The organism is Sphingobacterium humi, assembly GCF_009768885.1.
GTDB classification, from domain to species: domain Bacteria; phylum Bacteroidota; class Bacteroidia; order Sphingobacteriales; family Sphingobacteriaceae; genus Sphingobacterium; species Sphingobacterium humi.
On record NZ_WSQA01000014.1, the window covers coordinates 34,618 to 59,451 of the forward strand.

Annotated in this window: 25 protein-coding genes; 24 read left to right on the plus strand and 1 reads right to left on the minus strand. The window is 42.9% G+C overall.

The features are described 5' to 3' along the window. Window positions 1–18: 18 nt before the first annotated feature. Window positions 19–1,272 carry a methionine adenosyltransferase gene (gene metK / locus GQF63_RS16185; protein ID WP_160370287.1) on the minus strand — a complete coding sequence of 418 codons (1,254 nt, stop codon included), beginning with the start codon at window positions 1,270–1,272 and terminating at the stop codon, window positions 19–21. 225 nt (window positions 1,273–1,497) lie between these two features. Between metK and GQF63_RS16190 the strand changes: the two genes are divergently transcribed. The 24 genes from GQF63_RS16190 to GQF63_RS16300 all read left to right on the plus strand — a co-directional run bounded on the left by GQF63_RS16190 (window position 1,498) and on the right by GQF63_RS16300 (window position 24,834). Next, window positions 1,498–2,373 carry a diacylglycerol/lipid kinase family protein gene (locus GQF63_RS16190; protein WP_160370288.1) on the plus strand — a complete coding sequence of 292 codons (876 nt, stop codon included), beginning with the start codon at window positions 1,498–1,500 and terminating at the stop codon, window positions 2,371–2,373. A 3-nt stretch (window positions 2,374–2,376) separates the two neighbouring features. Beyond that, entirely contained in the window at window positions 2,377–2,727 is a 351-nt protein-coding gene (locus tag GQF63_RS16195; RefSeq protein ID WP_160370289.1) for a translation initiation factor, read from the plus strand. A 419-nt stretch (window positions 2,728–3,146) separates the two neighbouring features. Continuing rightward, a complete protein-coding gene (locus tag GQF63_RS16200) occupies window positions 3,147–3,980 on the plus strand; it encodes a MotA/TolQ/ExbB proton channel family protein (protein ID WP_160370290.1) in 834 nt (277 codons plus the stop codon). Between the two features lie 100 nt (window positions 3,981–4,080). Further along, window positions 4,081–4,737, plus strand: coding sequence for an ExbD/TolR family protein (locus GQF63_RS16205; RefSeq protein ID WP_160370291.1), 657 nt, complete (start codon window positions 4,081–4,083; stop codon window positions 4,735–4,737). A gap of 8 nt (window positions 4,738–4,745) precedes the next feature. After that, on the plus strand, window positions 4,746–5,306 hold the full coding sequence (locus GQF63_RS16210) for an ExbD/TolR family protein (RefSeq protein ID WP_160370292.1): 561 nt from the start codon (window positions 4,746–4,748) through the stop codon (window positions 5,304–5,306). 23 nt (window positions 5,307–5,329) lie between these two features. Then, window positions 5,330–6,211: an energy transducer TonB gene (locus GQF63_RS16215; protein ID WP_160370293.1), complete on the plus strand. Its 882-nt coding sequence runs from the start codon at window positions 5,330–5,332 to the stop codon at window positions 6,209–6,211. A 6-nt stretch (window positions 6,212–6,217) separates the two neighbouring features. After that, complete coding sequence (locus GQF63_RS19695; RefSeq protein ID WP_212592617.1) at window positions 6,218–6,454, plus strand: hypothetical protein; 237 nt, start codon at window positions 6,218–6,220, stop codon at window positions 6,452–6,454. A gap of 35 nt (window positions 6,455–6,489) precedes the next feature. Beyond that, on the plus strand, window positions 6,490–7,437 hold the full coding sequence (locus GQF63_RS16220; RefSeq protein ID WP_160370294.1) for a PstS family phosphate ABC transporter substrate-binding protein: 948 nt from the start codon (window positions 6,490–6,492) through the stop codon (window positions 7,435–7,437). Window positions 7,438–7,464: 27 nt separating this feature from the next. After that, window positions 7,465–9,210 carry a tetratricopeptide repeat protein gene (locus GQF63_RS16225; protein WP_160370295.1) on the plus strand — a complete coding sequence of 582 codons (1,746 nt, stop codon included), beginning with the start codon at window positions 7,465–7,467 and terminating at the stop codon, window positions 9,208–9,210. 111 nt (window positions 9,211–9,321) lie between these two features. Further along, window positions 9,322–9,702, plus strand: a complete 381-nt coding sequence (locus tag GQF63_RS16230; RefSeq protein WP_160370296.1) for an NADH-quinone oxidoreductase subunit A — start codon at window positions 9,322–9,324, stop codon at window positions 9,700–9,702. A gap of 36 nt (window positions 9,703–9,738) precedes the next feature. Beyond that, complete coding sequence (locus GQF63_RS16235) at window positions 9,739–10,293, plus strand: NADH-quinone oxidoreductase subunit B (RefSeq protein ID WP_160370297.1); 555 nt, start codon at window positions 9,739–9,741, stop codon at window positions 10,291–10,293. Then, on the plus strand, window positions 10,286–10,789 hold the full coding sequence (locus tag GQF63_RS16240; protein WP_160370298.1) for an NADH-quinone oxidoreductase subunit C: 504 nt from the start codon (window positions 10,286–10,288) through the stop codon (window positions 10,787–10,789). Before GQF63_RS16235 ends, GQF63_RS16240 begins: the two co-directional genes overlap by 8 nt. A gap of 14 nt (window positions 10,790–10,803) precedes the next feature. After that, window positions 10,804–12,039, plus strand: coding sequence for an NADH-quinone oxidoreductase subunit D (locus GQF63_RS16245; RefSeq protein ID WP_212592618.1), 1,236 nt, complete (start codon window positions 10,804–10,806; stop codon window positions 12,037–12,039). Next, on the plus strand, window positions 12,032–12,559 hold the full coding sequence (locus GQF63_RS16250) for an NADH-quinone oxidoreductase subunit NuoE family protein (protein ID WP_160370299.1): 528 nt from the start codon (window positions 12,032–12,034) through the stop codon (window positions 12,557–12,559). The genes GQF63_RS16245 and GQF63_RS16250 overlap by 8 nt, the downstream gene beginning before the upstream one ends. Window positions 12,560–12,563: 4 nt before the next feature. Beyond that, the gene (nuoF, locus tag GQF63_RS16255; protein ID WP_160370300.1) at window positions 12,564–13,919 is read left to right on the plus strand and encodes an NADH-quinone oxidoreductase subunit NuoF; all 1,356 of its coding nucleotides are present in this window, start codon (window positions 12,564–12,566) and stop codon (window positions 13,917–13,919) included. A gap of 24 nt (window positions 13,920–13,943) precedes the next feature. Beyond that, window positions 13,944–14,960, plus strand: coding sequence for an NADH-quinone oxidoreductase subunit G (locus GQF63_RS16260; RefSeq protein WP_160370301.1), 1,017 nt, complete (start codon window positions 13,944–13,946; stop codon window positions 14,958–14,960). A gap of 12 nt (window positions 14,961–14,972) precedes the next feature. Beyond that, the gene (gene nuoH, locus GQF63_RS16265; protein ID WP_160370302.1) at window positions 14,973–16,013 is read left to right on the plus strand and encodes an NADH-quinone oxidoreductase subunit NuoH; all 1,041 of its coding nucleotides are present in this window, start codon (window positions 14,973–14,975) and stop codon (window positions 16,011–16,013) included. Between the two features lie 6 nt (window positions 16,014–16,019). After that, window positions 16,020–16,547: a NuoI/complex I 23 kDa subunit family protein gene (locus GQF63_RS16270; protein ID WP_160370303.1), complete on the plus strand. Its 528-nt coding sequence runs from the start codon at window positions 16,020–16,022 to the stop codon at window positions 16,545–16,547. 3 nt (window positions 16,548–16,550) lie between these two features. After that, the gene (locus GQF63_RS16275) at window positions 16,551–17,057 is read left to right on the plus strand and encodes an NADH-quinone oxidoreductase subunit J family protein (protein ID WP_160370304.1); all 507 of its coding nucleotides are present in this window, start codon (window positions 16,551–16,553) and stop codon (window positions 17,055–17,057) included. After that, window positions 17,050–17,379 (plus strand): NADH-quinone oxidoreductase subunit NuoK, encoded by a 330-nt coding sequence (gene nuoK, locus GQF63_RS16280; protein ID WP_160370305.1) that lies wholly within the window; start codon window positions 17,050–17,052, stop codon window positions 17,377–17,379. Before GQF63_RS16275 ends, nuoK begins: the two co-directional genes overlap by 8 nt. 28 nt (window positions 17,380–17,407) lie before the next feature. After that, window positions 17,408–19,330 carry an NADH-quinone oxidoreductase subunit L gene (gene nuoL / locus GQF63_RS16285; RefSeq protein ID WP_160370306.1) on the plus strand — a complete coding sequence of 641 codons (1,923 nt, stop codon included), beginning with the start codon at window positions 17,408–17,410 and terminating at the stop codon, window positions 19,328–19,330. A 16-nt stretch (window positions 19,331–19,346) separates the two neighbouring features. Beyond that, entirely contained in the window at window positions 19,347–20,795 is a 1,449-nt protein-coding gene (locus GQF63_RS16290) for a complex I subunit 4 family protein (RefSeq protein WP_160370307.1), read from the plus strand. Window positions 20,796–20,814: 19 nt separating this feature from the next. Continuing rightward, complete coding sequence (locus GQF63_RS16295) at window positions 20,815–22,197, plus strand: NADH-quinone oxidoreductase subunit N (RefSeq protein ID WP_160370308.1); 1,383 nt, start codon at window positions 20,815–20,817, stop codon at window positions 22,195–22,197. Between the two features lie 114 nt (window positions 22,198–22,311). Continuing rightward, window positions 22,312–24,834 (plus strand): DUF5686 and carboxypeptidase-like regulatory domain-containing protein, encoded by a 2,523-nt coding sequence (locus tag GQF63_RS16300; protein ID WP_160370309.1) that lies wholly within the window; start codon window positions 22,312–22,314, stop codon window positions 24,832–24,834.

Genomic DNA, 24,834 nt, shown 5'->3' on the forward strand with positions numbered 1-24,834 from the left:
AGCTCCCTTTTTTTTATTTTAAATGCCGAAAGCGACTTTTATTTGATCTACGTAGTCTAGTTTTTCCCAGGTAAACAGCTCCACTTCCACCGTTTTGCTATCGCCATTTGACGATTCAAAGGTTTTGCTTACTGTTTTCGGGGTTCTGCCCATATGGCCGTAAGCTGCGGTTTCTGAGTAGATTGGTTTTCGCAGGCCTAAACGGGTTTCAATTCCGTAAGGGGTCATATCGAAGAGCTCCGTGATGATTGCAGCAATCTCACCGTCGGTTTTGTTGACTTTGCTAGTTCCGAAGGTATTCACATAGATACCCATTGGATCTTTCACGCCGATGGCGTAAGAAATTTGAACCAATAGTTCGTCGGCAACACCTGCCGCAACAAGGTTCTTAGCGATATGGCGGGTGGCATAGGCTGCAGAACGGTCCACTTTCGAAGGATCTTTTCCGGAGAAGGCACCACCACCGTGCGCACCTTTACCACCGTAGGTATCCACGATGATCTTACGTCCTGTTAATCCGGTATCACCATGCGGTCCACCAATTACAAACTTCCCGGTAGGGTTGATGTGGTATTTAATCTGATCGTTAAATAAAGCCTGTAGTTCTGGCTTCAACTGAGCTTTTACACGTGGAACCAGGATATTAATAATATCAGCTTTAATTTTCGTTTGCATGTCGGCTTCGCTTCCGAAGTCATCATGCTGCGTAGAGATAACGATGGTATCAATACGAACCGGCTTGTGGTTATCATCATACTCTAAGGTCACCTGCGATTTAGCATCCGGGCGTAGGTAGGTGATTTCCTTATTCTCGCGACGTAAGGCGGCTAGTTCATATAATAAACGGTGGGAAAGGTCTAATGCCAGTGGCATGTAGTTTTCTGTTTCGTTGCTGGCATAGCCGAACATAATACCTTGGTCACCGGCACCTTGCTCTTGTTTCGTTTTCCGATCTACCCCTTGGTTGATGTCGGCCGATTGCTCGTGAATGGCCGATAGGACCCCACAAGAATTGGCTTCAAACATATACTCCGACTTGGTGTAACCGATGCGCTCGATTACTTGACGGGTAATTTTCTGTACATCAAGGTAGATATTCGATTTAACTTCCCCGGCAAGCACCACTTGACCAGTGGTTACTAGGGTTTCAATTGCAACACGGGCATCTTCGTCCCATGCCAAGAAATTGTCGATTAATGCGTCCGAAATTTGGTCTGCGATTTTATCAGGATGTCCCTCTGACACAGATTCGGATGTAAATAAATAGGCCATATATATTTAAACGAATTGAGGGAAAAGGCGAGCACAGCGAGTGGAAAAACACGGATAATGATAGTTTTAGCACTTTTTTACTGTGGTTGCAATCTCCCATTTACATTAAAAATAATGCAAAATGCAAATCAGTCCACATTTTGTGTGCACAAAGCTACGATACTTTGCAATATTTAAAAAGTATTTCCTTCAAATTATTATCTTTAGCGGAATTTAGAGATTGAGATGACAAAAAAGCGCATTCTGTTTGTAGTGAACCCGGTTTCAGGCGGTAAGAAAAAAACAGCATTCAATAAACAAGTGCTGGAAGTGCTGGATATGAGTCGCTTTGAGCCGACCTTTAAAACCACAAACCATGTAAACCATGCGTACGAATTGGCCCAGCAGGCCATCGAAGAAAAGTATGATGCCGTGGTTGCCGTGGGGGGAGATGGGACTATTAATGAGATTGGCTCGGCCTTAGCTGGATCCAATACCCCCTTGGGAATTATCCCGGAGGGTTCGGGCAATGGCTTGGCGCTTTATTTAGGGATTCCGATGAATGAGTCTGCAGCTTTACGCCGGATTAATCGCTTTGAGTCGATTGCGGTAGACTGCGCCCGGGTTGGGGAACGCCGCTTTTTTAATATCGCCGGTATTGGCTTCGATGCCTCGGTGAGTGATAAGTTCGCCAATGAAACCTTCCGAGGCCCTGTAGGGTACCTACGTACCGCTATCAATGTGCTGAGTAAGTATAAGCCTAAGAAATATAAATTGTTGATTGACGGTAAAGAATACGAACGAGAAGCCTTTATGATTTCCGTAGCCAATTCTCCGCAGTATGGCAACAACGCCTATATCGCCCCAAATGCGTCCATTACAGATGGTATGCTCGATGTTTGTATAGTGCATAAGTTCCCTTTATACAGCTTACCTTTAATGTTATTCCATTTGTTCAATAAAACGGCCGACCAATCAGAGTATGTGGAAATCATACCAGGTAAGAAGATCAGCATCTTTCAGGAAGGGAACGATCCGGTGCATTTAGATGGGGAACCGAAAGATTTAGGCAACTGTGTTGAAATAGAAGTGATGGAAAAGGCGTTAAATATTATATGTTAACAGATGAGCAAGCAGAAGAAACAACGATTTGAAGGAATTGTCTATTCCACCGACTCGGATTATAGCTATTCCGACGCCGATGGTTTTCAGGAAGAAGATACCCTGCCTAAGGAAAAGCAGCGCTTAAAAGTGGGCCATGACCGCAAGGCACGCAAGGGGAAAGTAGTGACTTTAATTACCGGATTCGTCGGAAAACAAGAAGATTTAGACGTTTTAGCCAAGCTTTTGAAGCAAAAATGTGGCGTTGGAGGTACGGCGAAAGACGGCGAGATATTGATACAAGGTGAATTTAAAGTGAAAATTATCAGCTACCTACAAGGCGAAGGATATCAGGTAAAAGGTTTTGGTGGCTAAAGAAGATAATCAGCCCTAAAGGGTTAAAAAACAAAGAAATACTTGCCCTATTGGCTCAAGAACGGCAGAAAATGCCTTCCTATTTTGTGAGTGAACGCTCACTTAAATTTTACATTTAACGATTTGATAATTTGCATATCAAAAAAAAAATGGTTTTCATTGTAAAAAATATGACAGGAATATTCAACCGTTATGTGACAAACAAGAGAAGGCATTGATTAGAGACTGCTGAAGTATATCAATGGAAAACATAACACAGCCTAAAAGGTGACTTATCAGATATCTTCAAATTAATTTTGTTTTTAACAGAAAATGCTATATTTGTTTTGAATTAATGTAATATAACGGCATTTGGATTGCATTAAATTGAATTTAACTTAATAATTAAACAACAGTAAAAAATCTAAAAATTAGTAAAAATGGCAAACGCACCAAAAACTACAACAGCCCCAGCTAAACAAGACAGTGGCAATGCGGGTAATTTATTTGCGAGTTTAGCAATTATCATTTGTTTAATCATTGGTTTCTTGGTTTATAAGTTTGTAATGGGTGATCCTAGCAACTTTATCGACAATAACCCTGAAAATCAACCAAAACCAGGTAACTACTACGGTATGGTGTACCATGCTGGATACGTTGTACCAGTACTTCTTGGATTATTCTTAATGGTATGGGTATTTTCAATCGAGCGTTTTATCGTAATTGGTAAAGCTTCTGGAACTGGAAATGTAGGTAACTTTGTAAGAAAAGTACAAGGTCTTTTGAGAACTGGAAACATCGACTCCGCTATCCAAGAGTGTGATAAACAAAAAGGTTCTGTAGCAAACGTAATCAAAGCGGGTCTTTTAAAATACAAAGACGTAGAAGCGCACCCAGGTTTAGATACTGAAAAATCAGTATTAGCCATTCAAAAAGAAATTGAAGAAGCAACAACTTTAGAAATGCCAATGTTAGAGAAAAACTTAACAGTTATCGCTACATTAGTATCTATCGGTACGTTGACAGGTCTATTAGGAACAGTAACAGGTATGATCAAGGCCTTCTCGGCATTGGCAACTGGTGGTGCTCCGGATTCAGCAAAATTAGCAAACGGTATTTCTGAGGCCCTTATCAACACGGCTACAGGTATCGGTACATCTACTATCGCCATTATCTTCTATAACATCTTAACTTCTAAGATCGATACTTTAACTTACTCTATCGACGAGGCTGGTTTCTCCATCGTACAAACTTACGCGGCGAACCATAAATAAGAAGCCTCACTGTTTTGTGAAAATTTTTTATGGAATCTTTCACAGCAGTGCATCTTTACTATAAGAAAGCAATAGAGTAATCATTTAAAGAAGTATAGAAATGGGAAAAGCAAAAGTAAAAAGAGCCAGTACCACCATCGACATGACGGCGATGTGTGACGTATCTTTCCTGCTGCTTACTTTCTTCGTATTGACAGCAACAGCGCGTCAACCAGAAGTGATGCCCGTAGATACTCCTGCATCAACTACACTCGATAAGTTACCAGACGATAACTTATCTGTGATTACAGTTGGTAACAATGGAAAAGTGTTCTTCGGGGTGAAAAACCCGGAGGTTAGAAAACTAACCTTAAAGAACATGTCTGCGAAATATGGCGTTGGCTTCTCGGAAGAAGATTATGAGAAGTTCAAAGGACTAGATGAATTTGGCGTGCCTTTTAAACAATTACGTGCCCTTCTTTCGCTAGAAAATGACAAACGTACCTTAGAAATCCAACCCGGTATTCCGGTGGATAGTACGGAAGAAACTTCGAACGAATTGTACCACTGGGTACAGCAAGCACGTTTAGCAACGGTGGAATTCAATCGTGATCAGGAAACCAAAGTGAAAAACTATCAGGATCCAGGACCGATGAAAGTAGCCATTAAAGCAGACGCTGAAGAGAAGTATTCAATAATGAATTTGATCATTGAAACCTTACGTAACCAGAAACAAAACAAGTTTAGCTTTGTAACCGGTTTACGTCAGGAAAATTAATAAGGAAAATGGCAGAATTAAATTCAGACTCCGGTGGAGGTAAAAAAGGTGGCAAAGTAAGGTCGAAGAAAAACGGCGGACGGGTAGATTTAACAGCGATGGTGGATCTTGCCTTCCTTCTGATCACCTTCTTCATGCTTACCACGTCTTTAAATAAGCCTCAAGCAATGGACGTTGCGATGCCTGATAAAAACAAAGACTGGAACGAAAAAGAACCAGAGATTGAAATCGCGGATAACCGCTCAATCACCTTGTTATTAGGTTCAGATAACAAAATTGCCTGGTATTACGGTCAGTTGGCAAGCCCGATTACACCTCCAACTGTAGTAGACTACAGTAAAGAGGGAATCCGTCAAGTCCTTTTAGAGAAAAAGGCGCAGGTTCCAAAAGTGTCAGGTGGTAAAGACTTAATCGTCGTTATCCGTCCAAGTGATCTGTCAGTTCAACGTAACCTCGTTGACATATTAGATGAAATGAAAATCACTGATATTAAACGTTATATGATTTCTAAAATCAAAGCCGAAGAGGTGGAGGTTTTAAAAACAAACGGAATCTATAACGACAAATAGTCACTGATAAAAATTGGAAAAACATGATAGGTTCAAAATTAGATTTATTTAAGAAAGAATGGCTAGATGTCGTTTTCGAGAATAGAAATAAAGAATATGGAGCTTATGCATTACGTAAATATGCACCAATCGCTACCAATATCGCTTTATTCTCCGTATCGACTGTTGTTCTTTTGTTCATAGCTGTAAAAGCTTTCGATATCAAGATTTTTCCTGAGAAAAAGATTGAGGAAGCACCAGTCGTGACCGAGGTTACCTTGGAAGACTTGGAGATTCCTGAACCAGAGGAAGAGGAAGAACCAATCCCTCAGGAAGAAGAACCACCTCAACGTATTGCCGAAGAACCACCGGCGGAAGACTTAATCCGCTTCCCAGAGCCGAAGGTTGTTGATGCAAGACAGGTAAAAGAAGAAGTGGTATCTCAGGAAGAGATTAAAGAGAAAAATGCAACACCTGCAAGGATTACCTTGAAAGGTACACCAGGCGCGGCGGGCGTTCCTACAGGAGAGTTCGGTCCGAAGAAAGTCGAAGGAGCCATTACAGGTAGTACCAAAGGAGTAGAAGGTGGTGATGCCAATAAGGTTTATGATTTCGAAGCCATTGAGGTTCAACCAGAATACCCAGGAGGGGTGAATGCCTTCCGTACATGGGTACAAAACAACTACTCTTACCCACAAGCAGCAATTGATGCCGGGGTAAAAGGTACAGTGGAAGCATCTTTCGTAATCGATAAGTCTGGAAATGTAACAGACATTAAGATTAACAAAGATTTATCCTATGGTACGGGTCAAGCATTGATCAATACCTTGAAAAAATCAAAAAAATGGAGCCCTGGTATTCAGAACGGTCGTCCAGTTCCGGTACGCTATTCAATACCATTGCGCTTAGACTTGTCACAAATGTAATTCGATATGTCGAATCATTCAACAAGAAATAACTTCAGACAGAAATCGCCCACACAGCGATTTCTGTCCATTTTAGGACTATTCATGTTCGCCTTTTATTTCATATTAGGGCTCTTGATTATCTTTTGGAATAACTTCCCTTTAGAAATAGATCCTACGTATAAAAAGCTGTTCGGAATTCTCCTCATTGTTTATTCCTTTATGCGTTTTGCCCGCCTGTGGCAAAATAACTTTAGGAATTAATTAATCCTTAGTCCTTAACTACAATCTAATTGGATATGATGAAGCATCGCATGTATTCCATGGTTTTGTTATGCCTGAGCCTGTTGGCCTTCGCTTCTTGTTCGCAGCAGAAGAAGAACGAGGCAAACCATACAGGCACTGCTGACAGCACCGTGGCCAAAGACGATATCTTGACCGGAGAAATGGCCATCATTGTAGATGAGGCCGTGTACCCTTTGATTCAGGAACAAATTCAGGTTTTTAAAGATAGTTATGTATCGGCCAACCTGAAGGTAAAGGCCCTGCCAGAGCGGGAAGCCATCAATGCTTTATTGAAAGGTGAGGGCGCGATGGCGATTTTGAATCGCACCTTAACCAAAGAAGAAAGCGCGGGTTTTGATCAACGTAAAATTACGCCCCGTGTTTTTCCAATCTTCTATGATGGCGTAGTTTTTGTAAATAATATTGCAGAAGCAGATACTTCAGTAACGGTAAATACGTTATCATCATTACTGAAGGGCGAATTAAAGGATAAAACCTTGGTCTTTGACAACGTGAATTCCAGCACCTTCAGGCAAGTGAAAGAATGGGCAAAAGTGCAGAAGGTATCGGGTGCCGCAGTAAAAGGGATGAAAAATACGCAGGAAGTATTTAAGTACCTTTTGGAAAACAAGAATGCCATTGGCGCAATTTCATACGGTCAATACATAGATTACAGAAGGAAATTTGGAGAAGAAAATAAAATTCGTATCTTAAGCCTTCAAAATATGGAAACTGCTGAAAAATCAGGGTATTTCAAGCCTTCGCAATCGACCTTTGCAACCGGTGAATACCCCCTAAAAACGGAATTCTATGTTTTGAACTATCAACCAAACATGGGATTAGGTATTGGGTTTTCGGCATTTTTAACGGGTGATCGTGGACAGCGTATTGTGTTAAAGTACGGGCTGCTGCCAACCACCATGCCAGGACGAGAAATTATAATTAGGGATAATATAAATTAGTTTATAACAAAGAGTAAATAATAGATTATGACAAAAAGCAAATTATTTTTAAGTCTTTTGTTTGCAGGTGCTGTAGGGACAGTGAGTGCGCAAAGTTTGAAAGACGCGAAAGCTGCCATTGAAGCTGAGCAATATGATAAGGCGAAAACCATGTTGCAACAGTTGGTGCAGAAGAAAGCAAAAGATGGTGAAAACTATTTTTATTTAGGTCAGATTCATTTAGTGAATGATAAAATCGACTCTGCGGCTTATGTTTTCCAACAAGGGGTAACCAATGCTCCAAAGGAAAAATTAAACCAAGTAGGTTTGGGTATTGTTGAACTTGAAAAAGGGAACGTTAGTGCTGCCGAATCTAAATTCGCCGAAGCAACAACGGGCTTAGGTAAAAAAGATTACTTGCCTTTGTACTACATCGGTAGAGCTTATATCGATGCGCCAAAACCTGACTTCAAAAAAGCAGTGGAGTATTTAACAAAAGCAAAAGAAGGAAATGCTAAAGATCCGTTAGTGCCTACCGCATTAGGTGATGCTTACGCTGGATTACGCGAAAGTAGCCCTGCATATGTAGCCTACCGTGACGCTTTAACATTGAACGATAAATTATTAGCACCGAAAATCGGTCAAGCAATTATCAGTCGTAGAGCGCAGGCTTATGATGTGGTATTAGAGCAATTGACAACTTTAGCGGGCGAGAATCCTGAATACGGACCGATCTACCGTGAGTTGGCAGAAACCTATTACCTGTCCTCTAAAAAAGCGCCAGAAGATCAGTACCGTGAAATTAACCAAAAGGCAGTAGAAAACTATAAAAAATACTTGTCTCTAACTGGTGATGCTTCCATTGACGCGAAAGTACGTTACGCTGACTTCTTGGTTTACTCGGGTAACTACGATGAGTTGAAAACCGTTTCTCAAGAATTATCAACCGTACAAGGTGTAGATGCGAAAGTGTTCCGTTACTTAGGATATATTGCTTTCATGCAGGATAAGGATTACAACAAATCTTTGGAATACATGAACCAATTATTCTCTAAAGTGGATACAAGCCGTTTAATCGGACGTGACTTCTTCATCATTGGTATGGACGAGTTAATCGTTGGTGATGCCGCAAAAGGTAATGAATACTTGAAACAAGCCGTTGCGAAACAAACAGAAGATGAGGATATCGATGGCGAGATCGCAGAAACTGCTTTTGCTAAATTGCAAGACGGTGAAGCGGATGTAGCACGTAAATTATTCGCTTTCCCTGCAGCTAACCCTGAGTCTGATTATTACTACGACTCTAACTACTACTTAGGTACAGGCGAATACGGTGTAGGTTCGAAATTAATTACCATTCCGGAAGGTGAAGCAACACCAGAAGTGATTGCCGCTAAATTTGCAGAGGCAAAACCACACCTGGAAAGTGCTGTGAAGTCTTTGGACTTAGTAGCAAAAGCGACAAAACAAGAGGTAATTGACAAATACAAAGTAAATGCACTTTACTTTAAAGGTCTTTCTGAATTGGCATTGGATAACGTAATGTACGATCCGGAGAACGCAAAAGGATTGTTCATCGATTCATTCACCCAATTGTTAGCGGCGATTCAATCGGCAACTAACTTGACAGAAGATCAAAAAGCTTACGCCGGTGATGCACATAACTACATTGGTTACTATGCATACTTAAAAGGTGATAACGCCAAAGCGAAACAACATTTTGCAGAAACATTAAAAGTGAAGCCAGAAGATCCATTCGCCAAACAAATGGTGGATGCCCTCGGAGCCAACTAATTTATAATGATTCAAAATAAGAAAAAAGGAGCCGTTGCTGACAACGGTTCCTTTTTTTTATGACATATTTTTTTATTTTTGCTAAACTACTAATATTCTTAAACCAACGATATGAATGAGCTAGCGGGTCAAAGTACCCCCATTGATTATATCCCTATTTTAATCCAATTAATTGTGGCAATTGGTTTTGGTGTGGTGACCATTATTGGTACCCACTTAATCGGTCCTAAGGTGCGTACCGAAAAGAAATTAGGCGCATTCGAATCGGGGGTAGAAGTTATTGGGAATGCCCGACAGCCCTTTTCCATTAAGTATTTTTTAGTGGCAATCCTCTTTGTCATCTTCGATATAGAAGTCATCTTTATGTACCCTTGGGCCGTTAATTTCCGCGAATTTGGCTGGCAAGGTCTCATCGAGATGTTTGTGTTTATGGGCTTGCTGTTGTTGGGCTTTATTTATATCATCAAAAAGAAAGCACTGGACTGGGACTAATCCCATCGCCTTCTTTTTCTAGAAAAAAAACAAGAAATGAGCAATGTAACCTTATCAGAAGCGCCTCCGGGTGTTGAAGGAGCAGGATTTTTCGCAACAACGCTGGATAAAGCCATTGGATTAGCACGTGCGAACTCTCTATGGCCGCTCCCTTTTGCGACCTCCTGCTGTGGGATTGAATTTATGGCAACCATGGGATCCACCTATGATTTGGCAAGGTTCGGCGCCGAGCGACCTAGTTTCTCGCCCCGTCAAGCCGATATGTTGCTGGTAATGGGAACCATAGCCAAGAAAATGGCACCCGTACTGAAACAAGTATATATTCAAATGGCCGAACCTCGTTGGGTGATCGCTGTTGGCGCCTGTGCCTCCTCCGGCGGTATCTTTGATACCTACTCCGTGTTACAAGGCATCGACGAGATTATTCCCGTGGATGTGTATGTTCCGGGTTGCCCGCCGCGACCAGAAGCCATCCTCGATGGCGTACTACGCCTGCAGGATATCGTGAAAAATGAATCCCTGAATAGAAGAAATACACCGGAGTACAAAGCCTTATTGGAAAAGTACGGAATAGCAACAGACAATGGATAAGTTGACGAATCAGCAGGTTCTTGAAAAATTGCAAGCGCAATTCGCTGATCATATTCGGAATATAAGCGAACCAAAGGGTTTGTTAACCTTTGAAACGGACAAGGACGTCGTTATTGATATACTCCGCCTTTTAAAAGAAGATAATACCCTTCAGTTTATCTATCTTACAGATATTACCGCCGTGCATTATCCGGAGTTGGCAAAACCTTACGCCGTGGTTTATCATGTGCACAGCTTGGTATTTAATGTGCGCGTGCGGATCAAGGTGTTCTTGGAGAAAGAACAACTGAACATCCCTACGGCTACCCTGCTGTGGCAAGGCGCCAATTGGATGGAACGCGAAACCTATGATTTCTTCGGAATCATCTTCGATGGCCATCCGGATTTGAGAAGAATCTTAAACATGGATGACCTGGGCGTTTTCCCAATGCGGAAGGAATATCCGTTGGAAGATCCTAACCGTGTAGATAAGAAGGATTTTTATTTTGGACGTTAAGTGAAATCGTAATCATGAGCAAACCTATCACCCGTATATCATCCAATATGCCCGTTTATGAGGATAACGATCCTCAAGACGAGTTGGTGACCCTCAATATCGGACCTACCCACCCCGCCACACACGGTGTATTCCAGAATGTGGTGCAGATTGATGGGGAAAGGATCGTAAGCGGCGTCTCTACCATTGGCTATATTCACCGGGCTTTCGAAAAAATTGCAGAACATAGACCCTTCTACCAGATTACGCCCCTGACAGACCGCTTGAACTACTGTTCATCGCCCATCAATAACATGGGATGGCATATGACCGTAGAGAAGCTTTTGGATATTGAAATTCCGAAACGCGTGCAATATATGCGTGTTATCGTCATGGAATTGGCCCGCATTGCGGATCATATCATCTGTAACGGAATCTTAGGGGTAGATACTGGTGCATTCTCGGGCTTCTTGTATGTGATGCAGGAGCGTGAGTTTATCTATGAGATTTACGAGGAGATCTGCGGTGCCCGTTTAACGACCAATATTGGCCGTATCGGGGGCTTTGAGCGCGACTTCAATGAGGTTGCCTTCGAGAAGATCCGCGAGTTCTTAAAGCGCTTCCCACCGGTATTAACGGAGTTCCAAGAGCTATTCGATAGAAACCGGATTTTTATCGAACGTACTTCGAATGTGGCCTCAGTAACCGCTGAAGAAGCATTGGACTATAGCTGGTCGGGCCCTATATTGCGGGCAACTGGCGTAGATTACGATGTTAGAGCACATAACCCGTATTGCTCGTACGAAGAATTTGATTTTGATGTGCCTGTAGGAACCAATGGCGATGTTTATGATCGCTTTATGGTGCGTAATGAGGAGATGTGGCAATCCATGCGCATTATCGAACAGGCGCTTGAGAAAATAGAAAAGGAACCTAAAGGCATTTTCCATGCCGATGTTCCTGACTTTTACTTGCCACCAAAAGAGCAGGTATATACCAATATGGAAGCATTGATTTACCATTTCAAGATTGTAATGGGCGAATGGGATGCGCCGAAAAGTGAAGTATACCATGCCGTAGAAGGTGCAAACGGTGAATTGGGTTTCTACCTGGTTCATGATGGGGGCAGAACACCCTACCGTCTGCATTTTAGAAGACCATCCTTTATCAACTATCAGATGTTCGCGCCAATGAGCAGCGGCATGTTGATCTCGGATGCGATTATTAATATGAGTAGTTTAAATGTAATTGCAGGAGAATTAGATGCTTAGTGTTAAAGAAAACCTTATTGTCGATTTTTCGGCAGACCTGCTGAAAAAGTTTGCTGAAGTCGTAAGTCGCTATCCGGAAGGAAAGCAGAAGTCGGCATTGCTACCTCTTTTGCACTTGGTGCAAGAAGAATACGGCTGGCTAAGTGTAGATGCCATGGATAAAGTGGCCTTGTTCTTAAACATACAGCCTATCGAAGTCTACGAAGTAGCTACATTTTACACGATGTTTTTACTGCAGCCTCAAGGCAAATACCTGTTGGAAATATGCCGTACAGGACCTTGTTGCTTAGTGGGCGCAGAACGCATCATGCAGCATATTGAAAACAAGTTGGGCGTAAAAGAAGGCGAAGTGACGCCTGATGGCCTATTTTCATGGCGTGGCGTGGAATGTTTGGCAGCCTGTGGCTTCGGCCCGGTCTTACAAATCGGACCTGCCTATACCTTCTATGAGAATCTGACCGAAGAAAGCGTCGACAAATTGATTAATGAATTAAAAGAGAAAGCTAAAACCGAGGCTTAACGATATGGGACGTAAATTATTATTAGAACATATTCATGTACCAGGTATCAATACCCTGGCGGTTTACCGCGAAAAGGGTGGATACAGAGCCGTGGAGAAGGCCCTGAAAACCATGTCGCCAGACGATGTGCTGGAAGAGGTGAAGAAATCAGGTCTTCGTGGACGTGGGGGAGCAGGCTTCCCGACAGGCATGAAATGGAGCTTCTTGGCTAAACCGGAAGGCGTGCCACGCTATTTGGTATGCAATGGGGATGAGTCGGAACCCGGTACCTTTAAAGATCGTTTCTTAATGACGCATATTCCGCATGCCTTAATCGAAGGGATGATTGTGTCCAGCTATGCTTTAGGTGCTAAAACCTCTTACATCTATATCCGTGGCGAAATGATGCCACAGATCCGTATTATTGAAAACGCCATCCAGGAAGCGAAAGCTGCTGGATTATTAGGGAAAAATATTTTAGGCTCGGGCTATGACCTGGAGATCTATGTGCAACCGGGTGGTGGTGCATACATCTGTGGGGAAGAAACAGCCTTATTAGAGTCATTGGAAGGAAAACGTGGGAATCCAAGGATTAAACCTCCTTTCCCGGCGGTAGCTGGTTTATACGGCTGTCCAACGGTAGTGAACAACGTGGAGTCTATTGCCGCAGTGGTGCCTATCGTAAATGATGGCGGGGAAGAATACGCGAAGATCGGTATTGAACGCAGTACCGGTACTAAATTGATCTCAGCCTCGGGAAACCTCGTGAAACCGGGGGTGTATGAAATCGAGATGGGATTGCCGGTAGAGGAGTTCATCTATTCAGATGAATACTGTGGGGGCATAGCCAACGGCAAGAAGCTTAAGGCTGTGGTGGCCGGTGGTTCTTCGGTGCCTATCCTTCCTGCAAACTTAATTACAAAGACGATTCAGGGAAATCCGCGATTGATGACCTACGAATCACTAGCTGATGGCGGATTTGTATCCGGTACAGCCATGGGATCCGGTGGTTTTATCGCCTTTGATGAAGATCAGTGTATTGTGCGCAATACCTGGAACTATACCCGTTTCTATAGACATGAAAGCTGTGGACAATGCTCGCCTTGCCGCGAGGGAACCGGCTGGATGGAGAAATTGCTATACCGTATTGAAACCGGAACCGGAAACCTGGAAGATATTGACCTCCTTTGGGATATTCAACGTCGGATTGAAGGCAATACCATTTGTCCATTGGGCGATGCAGCAGCATGGCCGGTGGCCGCGGCAATTCGTCACTTTAGAGATGAGTTCGAGTGGCATATCATGAATCCGCAGGAAGCCCAAACTAGAAATTATGGATTGGCGCAATATGCCGACCCGCTGGAGCCTGTGGTTTCCTAGGGCTAATTGTTAAAGAAAGCAAAGATGGCAGACGAAATTCAAAAATTTAAAGTAAGTATTGACGGGATAACCATTGAGGTAGATCCCGGAACAACGATATTGAATGCAGCACGCAAAATTGGCGGTGATATTGTACCTCCTGCCATGTGCTACTATTCGAAGCTGGAAGGAAGTGGCGGAAAATGCCGCACCTGTTTGGTGAAGGTAAGCAAGGGCTCTGAAAAAGACCCACGCCCAATGCCTAAGCTGGTCGCTTCCTGCCGTACCACTGTTATGGATGGAATGGAGGTGATGAACATCACCTCGCCAGAGGTGCTAGATGCACGGAAAGGCGTAGTGGAGATGTTGCTGATCAACCACCCCTTAGATTGTCCGGTTTGTGATCAGGCGGGAGAATGTAAATTACAGGACTTAAGCTACGAGCATGGAACCGAGCAAACGCGCTATGAGTTTGAACGCCGTTCTTTCGAGCGCATCGATATCGGTGATAAGATTCAGCTGCATATGAATCGTTGTATTTTATGCTACCGTTGTGTGTATACAGCAAATCAATTAACGGGTAAACGTGAGCACGGCATTATCTATCGTGGCGATCATGCAGAGATCTCGACCTTCATTGAGAATGCCCTGGACAACGACTTTATCGGCAATGTGATCGACGTATGTCCGGTAGGCGCTTTGACGGATAAAACCTTCCGTTTTAAGAACAGGGTTTGGTTTACTAAACCGGTGGATGCGCATCGCGATTGTCCGTCCTGTTCAGGAAAAGTAACCCTATGGTACAAAGGAACCGATGTGATTCGGGTGACAGGCCGTAAGGATGAATATGATGAGGTGGATGAGTTTATCTGTAATACCTGTAGGTTTGAGAAAAAGCATACCGACGATTGGGTGCTGGAACATCCAACAGATGTAAGCGACCAATCGGTTATTGCTTCCAATCACTACCATGCTTTCAACCCGCCGCCAGTAATTAAGGAAGATGCGCAGTTGAAAGAAGCAAATATTGAGCAGTTGGCTCGTTCAGAAAAATTAAAATAACAGGAAGGGAAGATGGAAACAGCCTTTATTTTAGAGAAATTAATATTAGTAGTCATCGTATTTGTTGTGACCCTGGTCATTGCGATGTACTCCACCTTGGCCGAGCGTAAGATTGCAGGCTTTATGCAAGATCGCTACGGACCAGATAGAGCCGGAATTGCCGGAATTTTACAACCGCTATGTGACGGTGGTAAGTTCTTTTTCAAAGAAGAGATCATCCCTGCAGGAGCTCATAAACCCTTATTTATTCTAGGACCAACCCTGGCCATCATTACAGCCTGTATCAGTTCCGCGGTGATTCCATGGGGACAAAACCTAACCATTGGCGATAAAGTGATTACCTTACAAGTGGCGGATGTAAATATCGGCGTGCTTTATATCTTCGGGGTTATTGCCTTAGGCGTATATGGCATCATGTTAGGCGGTTGGGCGTCCAATAACAAGTTCTCCTTGATGGGGGCAATCCGTGCGGCATCGCAAAGTATCAGCTATGAGATTGCCATGGGCCTTTCCATTATTGCCTTATTGATGGTGACTCAGTCGCTTTCTATTGGTGATATCGTAGCGCAGCAAAAGGGATTTGTAAACTGGAATATCTGGGTGCAACCCCTTGGATTCTTGATTTTCATGACATGTGCTTTCGCCGAATGTAACCGGGTTCCTTTCGACCTTCCGGAATGTGAAACAGAATTAGTAGGTGGGTATCATACAGAGTATTCTTCCATGAAGTTGGGGCTTTACATGTTCTCTGAGTATATCAACATGTTTGTGTCCTCGGCTTTGATGGCGGCATTATATTTTGGTGGTTATAACTTCCCATTCATGTATGATTTAGGGCTATCCGAAAACTGGATCACCATTATCGGTGTGATCGTGTTCTTTTTGAAGATCTTCGGATTTATCTTCTTCTTCATGTGGGTAAGATGGACTTTACCAAGGTTCCGTTATGACCAATTAATGAATTTAGGATGGAAGATGTTAATTCCATTGGCCATTGCGAATATCGTATTGACCGGTGTGATTACCATTATTGTTGAAGAATATTTTAAATAAGCGCGTATGCAATCCTTATCCAATAGAAAGAAAGTCCTGGAACAAAAGCCGATGAGCTTTTGGGAAAGAATATATTTACCGGCTATTGCCAAAGGCTTGTCCATTACGATCAAGCACTTCTTTAAGAAAATCCCGACGGTGAAATATCCGGAGGAAATCCGCCCCTACTCTAAAAACTTCCGTGGACAGCATTCCTTGAAACGTGATGAGTTAGGCAGAGAGCGTTGTACAGCTTGTGGGCTTTGTGCCCTGTCTTGTCCTGCAGAAGCCATCACCATGACGGCTGCGGAGCGTAAGAAAGGGGAGGAACTGCTTTATCGGGAAGAAAAGTACGCGGTAGTTTATGAAATTAATATGTTGCGTTGTATTTTCTGCGGCCTTTGTGAAGAGGCTTGTCCAAAAGAAGCCATCTACCTAGATGGCAAACACGTAACGGCTGATTACCTACGGAAAGACTTTATTTATGGAAAAGATAAGTTGTTGGAACCAAAATTCGATATCACGAAGTTAAATCAACAATCCACTAGCAATTAAGAAATGACGATATTTTATTTTGTAGCATTTTTATCAATATTCTTTGCGTTGATGACCATCTTCACGAAGAATCCGGTACATAGCGTATTGTACTTAGTGATAACCTTTGCCACCTTTACCGTACATTACATCCTATTGAATGCGCAGTTCTTGGCTGCTGTAAACTTTATTGTTTACATGGGCGCCATTATGGTGTTATTCCTCTTTGTATTGATGTTATTGAATCTCAACAAGGAAAGTGAACCTATGAAATCTAATCTGGTGAAGATTATGGGCGTTATTGCCGGTATGTGCCTCATCGTAACCTTCCTGGGGGCCTTCCGTTTGTTGGAGAGCAATAATGCCATGGTGCAAGGGCATGAGAACATTGGATTGGTGAAGAACCTGGGCAAGGTACTCTTTAGTGACTTCTTATTGCCATTTGAGATATCATCCATCCTGTTGTTGACGGCGATGGTAGGAGCAGTATTATTAGCGAAAAAAGAAACTCGAGTAAAACAGCATGGATAGTCTTATTCAAAATATGCAGGGGATTCCCCTCAATCATTATTTGATTTTTTGCAGCATTATTTTCGCCATTGGCGTTACGGGTGTATTAATTCGGCGTAATGTCATCATTATTATGATGTCCATTGAATTGATGTTGAACTCGGTAAACCTTTTATTAGCCGCTTTTTCAGCCTACCGTGGCGATGCTAGCGGACAAGTATTTGTATTCTTTATTATGGCTTTGGCCGCAGCCGAAGTGGCTGTAGGTTTGGCCATCATCATTATGGTGTATCGCAATACCAAATCCGTGGATATTGAATCCCTAAGTAAATTAAGGTGGTAATTAGATAAGCATTTAGATAAAACTAGATATGATAGAATTAATTTGGACCATACCACTTATCCCTTTTCTAGGATTCGTGATTTTGGGATTGCTCAGAAACACACTCCCAAAACCCTTGGTATCCATTATAGGTTGTGGTGTTATCCTGACTTCTTTTTTGTTGAGCTGTGGGGTATTTATGGAAGTAAGTGCTGCACGTGAAGCTGGACAAGATGCGATTTTTACGAAAGAAATCTTTAACTGGTTTACGGTAGGATCCTTTTCCGCAGATATTAAATTCCTTGTTGACCCCTTAAGTTCATTAATGCTGTTGATTATTACAGGCGTGGGTTTCCTCATTCACCTGTATTCAGCATGCTATATGGCAGGTGATGATGGGTTTGGAAAATACTTTGCCTACTTAAACCTGTTTGTGTTCTTCATGCTTTTATTGGTGTTAGGATCCAACTATCTGGTGATGTTTATCGGCTGGGAAGGGGTAGGATTATGTTCATACCTGCTTATTGGTTTCTGGTATAAGAACAGTACCTATGCAAAGGCAGCGAAGAAAGCATTTGTGATGAACAGAATCGGTGACTTAGGCTTGCTAATTGCCCTGTTCTTCATCATCTTCAACTTCGGATCCTTAGAATTTGCGACTGTACTTCCTGCAGCGGCACAATTACCGATGGGCGATATCACCTTATTGACCATTACCCTATTGCTGTTTATTGCTGCTACCGGTAAATCGGCGCAGATTCCATTGTTTACTTGGTTACCGGATGCGATGGCGGGACCAACGCCCGTTTCAGCCTTAATCCACGCGGCCACCATGGTAACGGCCGGGATCTATATGATTGCGCGCTCCAATATCATGTTTACCCTATCGCCAGTCACCATGCAGATTATCGCGATCATCGGTATTGCGACCGCATTAATTGCAGCCTTTATTGCGATTACACAAAACGATATTAAAAAAGTATTGGCCTATTCAACGGTATCTCAATTAGGCTATATGTTCTTAGGGCTTGGCGTTGGTGCATTTACGGGGGCTTTCTTCCACGTATTAACGCACGCCTTCTTCAAAGCCCTTTTATTCTTGGGTGCAGGGTCGGTGATTCATGCCATGAGCAATGATCAGGATATGCGTTCCATGGGAGGCTTGAAGAAGTATATGCCTATAACCTACATCACGATGTTATTGGGAACAGTTGCTATTTCCGGTATTCCGCCTTTATCGGGTTTCTTCTCCAAAGATGAAATATTGGCGCATGCCTTTGTGGCCAACCCATTCTTCTGGGGCTTAGGTTTCCTAGGTGCCTTATGTACGGCCTTTTATATGTTCCGCTTGTTATACTTAACTTTCTTTGGTGAGTTCCGCGGAACAGCAGATCAGAAACATCACTTACATGAATCCCCTTGGCAGATGACGGTGCCATTAATTATCTTGGCGATATTATCCGTTGTTGGTGGTTTATTAAATATTCCGGAAGCCTTAGGTGGCGGCCATTGGTTGGCGAATTTCTTAAGCCCGGTATTTGCGCAGACCAATGCGATTGCCGAGCCATTCCACCTCGACCATAGCACGGAATTCATCTTAATGGGAGCTTCCGCTGTTGGAGCTATCGTCATGGCCTTCTTCGCTTACAATAAATACGTGAAGAAAGTGGAGGTTCCAGAAGAAGAGGGGGCATTGCCACATACCGGATTGTACAACCTTTCCTATCAAAAGCTTTACATCGACCAGCTATATAACGCTTTATTTGTTCGCCCCTTGAACGGCTTATCCAAATTCTTACACCGTAGCGTAGAACGCTCGGGTATTGATAATTTGGTGAATGGCATTGGCGAGCTGTTTTATTCCTCCGGAAAGGGAATCCGACAGTTGCAAAGCGGCCATGTAGGGTTTTATATTTTTATGATGGTGATCGGCGTTATTGCGATCATGCTTTATGGATTATTTATCGTCTAGAAGAACTTAGGAATCAATGGATAACCTTTTTATACTGCTGTTATTACCTGTATTGAGTGCTATTATCTTAGCCTTTATCAAGTCTTCATCCGCTCGATGGGCAGCATTGCTTTTTTCAATCGTACAATTGGGCCTTACCATCCCTTTTATCTGTCAATTTGTTCCTGATGCCAGCATACAGTTTGCGCAGTCCTATACCTGGATTCCAAGCTTAGGCATCAACTTCCAGATTGGCCTCGATGGTATATCCCTGCCGATGTTGATCTTGACGAACGGCTTAATCCCTTTAATTATCCTGGCAAGTTTTGCCCACGATATAAAGGGCGACTTCTACGCCTTGATCGCATTTATGCAAGCCGGTTTGGTGCTTGTCTTCATTTCATTGGATGCCTTCTCCTTCTATGTAGGATGGGAAGCTGCGTTAATCCCGATTTATTTTATCTGTGCCCTTTGGGGTGAGGGCGATCGCATCCGCATCAACTTGAAATTCTTTATCTATACCTTCTTTGGAAGTTTATTAATGCTGATTGCGATTATCTATTTATATCAGCAAACCGGATCGAACGATCTATCTTGGGCTAAACTGACACAGCTAACCTTAACAGACGCAGCACAGCGCTATGTATTCTGGGCCTTCTTTATTGCCTTTGCGATTAAGATTCCTTTATTCCCATTCCATAGCTGGCAGCCTGATACCTATACGCATGCGCCGGCGGCCGGAACCATGTTGTTATCCGGTATAATGTTGAAGATGGGCTTATTTGGACTTTTACGCTGGTTACTACCTTTAACACCAGAAGCGGTAAGCCAATATGGAACACTAGCCTTGCTACTAGGAGTCATTGGCGTTGTATACGGCTCATTGATTGCTTTTAAAATGAATGATGCCAAGCGTTTAATCGCTTATTCATCTATAGCGCACGTTGGCCTTATTGCTGCCGGTATCTTTTCTTTTACCCAAGAAGGCTTACAAGGAGCCATCCTACAATCGATTAATCACGGTATTTCAGTTATCGGTTTATTCTTTATTATCGATATTATCCAACAGCGGACCGGAACGCGCAACCTGTCCGAGTTAGGTGGCTTAGCGTCCAAAATGCCAATATTAGCGGCTTGCTTCCTGATCATTATTATGGGAGCTATCGGTTTACCATTAACCAATGGTTTTATCGGTGAGTTCTTATTATTAAAAGGATTATTCAATGCACCGGCATACGGAGTTTGGTTTGCCGTAGCGGCAGGAACAACCTTAATCTTTGGAGCGGTTTACATGTTGCGTTTATACCAAAAGACCATGCTGGGCACGATTCACGATACCCATTCCGGCGTAAGCGATATAAAAGGAACCGAAGTGTTGGTTTTAGGCATTATTGTCCTTTTGGTCCTTATCATCGGTATTTTACCAAACTACTTGTTGCACCTGTCGGAAGCATCAGTAAGTCAATTATTACAACAAATTAAATAGAACGAGTTAACGATATATTATGGGTGCGATTATTACGCTTTCTTTACTAGGTATTCTGATTTTGTATTTAGGCTTATACAAAGCCAAGAATGCATTGTTACCAGTAAGCATATTGGGATTGCTTGGAGCCTTGGCCTACGAGCTTTACTATTGGCAAAGTGATGCCGTGCCAATGTACAAAGGAATGGTCCTGTTTGACCACTTTGCGCTGGCTTTCTCTATGCTATGTATTGTGTTAACAATACTAATCTTATTATTATCTAAAGAGTATTTCAAGAGTATTTCGGAGAATATTGCCGAATACTATACCCTGATTATCTTCTCCTTAACCGGAGCGTTGATGGTTTGTGCCTACCATAACTTCGCTATGCTGTTTATTGGCTTAGAAATTATGTCTGTGGCCTTATACATCTTAGTGGGTATTCGTCGGAAAGACAAGGCCTCAAATGAGGCTTCCTTAAAGTACTTCCTGATGGGGGCATTCTCCACCGGATTCCTATTATTCGGTATCACCTTACTTTACGGTGCTACAGGAACCTTCGACCTCGCTGTCTTGAAAGAATATATTATTGCCAACCCAACCGAAGTATCGCCATTATTTTATGGAGGTATCCTTTTGCTGTTGGTAGGCTTATGTTTTAAAGTAGGCGTTGCACCTTTCCACTTCTGGACTCCCGATGTGTATGATGGTGCGCCAATCCTAATTACCACCTTTATGAGTACGGTAGTAAAGATTGCCTCCTTCGCCGGCTTCCTGAAATTATTCAGCATGGTCTTAATTCCATTGAATGAATTCTGGACTCCCGTATTATTAACCATCGTCATTATCACCCTCTTTGTGGGTAATATTACAGCCTTGATGCAAACCAGCTTCAAGCGCATGATGGCCTATTCCAGTATCTCTCATGCGGGTTATATGCTATTTGCGATCTTATCCATCGGCGCAAACTCTGCCTCGGGCATCTTGACCTATGCCATTGCCTATGGCTTATCTTCCATCGTAGCCTTTGGATCCTTGATGTTGGTGAAGCGCCATATCGGTTCCGATCAGTTTGAGTCCTTTAATGGATTAGGCAAAACAAACCCAGGCTTAGCATTTGCCATTACGGTCGCCATGTTGTCTTTGGCCGGTATTCCATTAACTGCCGGATTTATCGGTAAGTTTATGATGTTTACCACGGTTATGAACGATTACCATACGGTGTTGTTGCTATTAGCCGCCATCAATGCCGCCATCGGTATCTACTATTATTTCCGTGTCATTGTCCACATGTATTTTATGAAGGGCGAAGGCGAGGAGCCGGTGCAACTATCCATTAACTTTAAATTGGTGTTTGGATTGGCCGTTTTACTGACCATTATTATAGGAATATACCCGGATATAATTGTAAGTTTGATTTAAGGCATATTTCTTTTTAAAAAAATAGATGAGCACAACATATTTGTTGTGCTTTTTTCGTTTAATAATTTGAAGATTCGCAACAAATTGTATCTTTATAAATACCCAAAGTTGATTATGAGAATTGGACGGATTTTGTGCTTATTGTTTCTTGGATTACTATCCTTTCTGGGCAACAATAGCATATTATATGCACAATCAAAGATTTCAGGAAAGATTATTGCCAAGGATACGAGAAAGCCTTTGGCTGGCGCCACTATACTCTGCTTAGCGGATAATAATGCTACATCTACCGATAGTTTAGGGAATTTTTCTATTAACGTGAAGGCGGGCACCCATGAGGTGCAGATCCGCGCCATGGGCTATAAGGAATTGCGAAGAAGCTTTACGACCGAAGATACCAGCTTGATGATTGCCTTAGAGCATGAGTCGAACACCCTCGAGGCCATCTCCATTACCCACCGCGCGAAATATAGAAACCGTGGAAATAAAGCCGTCGAATTAATAGACCTTGTTGTTAAGCATAAGAACCAAAACCGATTAAAGGGAAAAGATAGCCTATCCTTCGAGCAGTACGACAAGTTGAAGTTTGGGATGGTCAATCCCAAGCCTATTTTCAAAATGGGACTGTCGGAATTGAATTTCTTCTTCGATAATGTGGATACCCTGCAATATCCCGATAAGAAATTGCTGACTATCTTTATGGAAGAGAGCAATGCCAAGGTCTATAACCAGCGCAATCCGGCGAAATATAAAAAGCAGATCTACAGCCAGAAGAAAACAGAATTCGATAAACGCTATATCAATAACCACAATATTCAGTCGTATCTCAACTATGTTTTTCAGCCCATTGATGTATATGACGAGAGTATCTTCATCCTGAATAAGCAGTTCTTAAGTCCGATTGCCGATAATGGCAAGCATTTTTATAAGTACTATATCGTCGATACGATCTTTAATAAAGAGGGTTATTTTATTCAGCTGGCCTTTGAGCCTCGCAATACAACCGACCTATTGTTTAAGGGCAAGCTACAGGTAAGCATGGATGGTAGCTATGCCGTTAAGCAGGCCTTTCTATCCATCGATAAGCAGGCGAACCTAAACTGGGTCAACCAGGGCGATCTGCGATTCCATTACCGCAAGAATGAAGAAGGTGTCATGCTCTTGGATACTGCTCATGCCTTTATATCCTTTGGAACCAAGCGAGGTGACGCGGTCTTTGCCGATCGCCTGAGTGTGCATACGGATTACGAGCTGCCGGCAGCAATCCCGAGTGGAACTTTCCAGGGTGCTCCGGTGGAAATCCTGGCTTCAGCCGAGCAAACCCCACCCAAGCGGGCGGTAGACTTGAACCCCTTTGAACAGGCCACCTATTCCAATATCGAACAGCTAAACCATAAGGGTAGTTTTAAGACCCTATTGGCCGTCGGCTATTTGATTGCTCAGGGTTATCATAACCTTGGGAAATTTGAACTGGGGCCCTTGGAGTATCTATACAGCCGAAATAACATCGAAGGAAATCGCTTCCGTATTGGCGGGCGTTCTACGCAGGAGCTAACCGATAAGGCCTATGTGGAAGCCTATGCAGCCTATGGAACCGATGATCAGCGTTGGAAATATTATGTCAGCACGGCGGTCTCTCTGAACGGTAAATCAGTCGTTACGTTTCCCGCACATTATTTGGAAGCCACGGTCCAGAATGATATTATGGAACCCGGACAGAATCTTTCTTTCCTTAAAGGGGATAGCTTTTTCCGATCCATTCGCAAGAACAGGCCTACAAAATGGTTCGATATGCAGGGCTATCAATTGCAGCATGTCATAGAATTCGGAAATCACATCAGCCTGACGACAGGTTTCACCCATCAGGATCGGCATACCGTAGGCGATTTATTATTAATCAACTCCGGCAATCCCGATGAGCTGTTAACCCAGATCACGACGAACGAGGCGCATGTTGATCTACGCTGGGCACCCAATGAGAAGTTCTACTACCGAAACCTGACCCGCCGTAGTATCATCGAGCGCTATCCGGTATTCAATGTAAAGTATACCAAATCCATCGATGGATTCTGGGGCAGCAGCTATGCCTACGATAAATTGGCAGTAGCTGCATCCAAGCGCTTATTCCTGAATCAGCTGGGCTTTATGGATATGAAGTTGTCCGGAGGAAAGATCTGGGGAACCCTGCCTTATACCTTGTTGGAGCTGCCGAATGTGAAACAGCCGGATGACCGGCATACCATTGACTTCAGTATGATGAACCCGATGGAGTTTGCTGCCGATGAGTATATTAAGTTCAGTGTATTTCATCAGATGCAGGGATTCCTGTTTAATAAAATCCCCCTCCTGAAGCGGTTGAACCTTCGGGAAATATGGGGAGCCAACATGTTCTACGGCCGGATGAATGATAAAAACAATCCTTACCTTAGTGATAAAGTCGTTGAGTTTGATAAAAATGCCGACGGAGAAGTTTTGACCTACGTGCTAAACGATAAAGCCCCGTATTGGGAAGGATCGGTTGGCATCGATAATATTTTAAATTGCCTACGCGTTGAGTATGTGAAACGATTAACCTATGAACAACTACCTCGTGTAGATCAAGATCGTTTCCGAGTTTCTATAAATATCAATTTTTAA